Consider the following 894-nt stretch of genomic DNA (forward strand, 5'->3'; position numbering starts at 1 on the left):
GCACCGTGCCCCCGGAGGGCATCACCGTACGGTCCGACACCACCGCCGCCCTCGGCGCCCTCGCCCAGAAGGAACGGCACTCCTTCGGGGCGCAGTTCGCCGAGGTGGCCGTGGACGTCACCACCGGCGAGGTGCGGGTGCGGCGGATGCTCGGCATCTTCGCCGCGGGCCGGATCGTCAACCCGCTCACCGCGCGCGGTCAGCTCGTGGGCGGCATGACCTGGGGCATCTCGATGGCCCTGCACGAGGAGGCGGTCCGGGACCGGGGCTCCGGCGGCCTCTACGGCGCCGACCTGGCCGGCTACCACGTCGCCACCCACGCCGACGTGCCGACGGTCGAGGCGGACTGGGTCGACGACCCGGACCCCGACGACCCCGTCGGCATCAAGGGCATCGGCGAGGTCGGCATCGTGGGCGCGGCGGCGGCCGTCGCCAACGCGGTCTGGCACGCGACCGGCGTACGGCACCGGAACCTGCCCATCCGTCCGGACCGGGTCCTGCGGGCGGGAGGAACGGGTGTTTGACATCGCCGGCGAGCTGCACCGCTGGCTGACCGAGGGCCGGGAGTTCGCCGTGGCCACGGTGGTGTCCGTGGGCGGCAGCGCGCCGCGCGGCCCCGGCGCCGCCCTCGCCGTCGACCGCGAGGGCACGGCGATCGGCTCGGTGTCCGGCGGGTGCGTGGAGGGCGCGGTGTACGAACTGTGCGCCCGGGCGCTCGCGGACGGCGAGACCCGTGTCGAACGGTTCGGCTACAGCGACGAGGACGCCTTCGCCGTCGGCCTGACCTGCGGCGGGGTCATCGACATCATGGTGACCCCGGTCGGCCGGCGGGCCCCCGCCCGGCAGGTGCTCGGGGCTGCGCTGTCGGCCGTCCTGCGGGGCGGGCCGGGGGCG

The 894-nt window shown here is 76.2% G+C and carries 2 protein-coding genes; both read left to right on the forward strand.

Annotated features, from left to right (window positions below):
* Positions 1 to 524, forward strand: a 524-nt coding sequence (locus B7767_RS41295) for a molybdopterin cofactor-binding domain-containing protein (RefSeq protein WP_143652971.1), incomplete at its 5' end; no start/stop codon positions are given.
* The coding region (locus B7767_RS41300; RefSeq protein WP_143652969.1) for an XdhC family protein at positions 517 to 894 on the forward strand (378 nt) is incomplete at its 3' end. The genes B7767_RS41295 and B7767_RS41300, both read left to right, overlap by 8 nt.

It is taken from the genome of Streptomyces sp. 13-12-16 (genome assembly GCF_002114215.1).
Classification (GTDB): domain Bacteria; phylum Actinomycetota; class Actinomycetes; order Streptomycetales; family Streptomycetaceae; genus Streptomyces.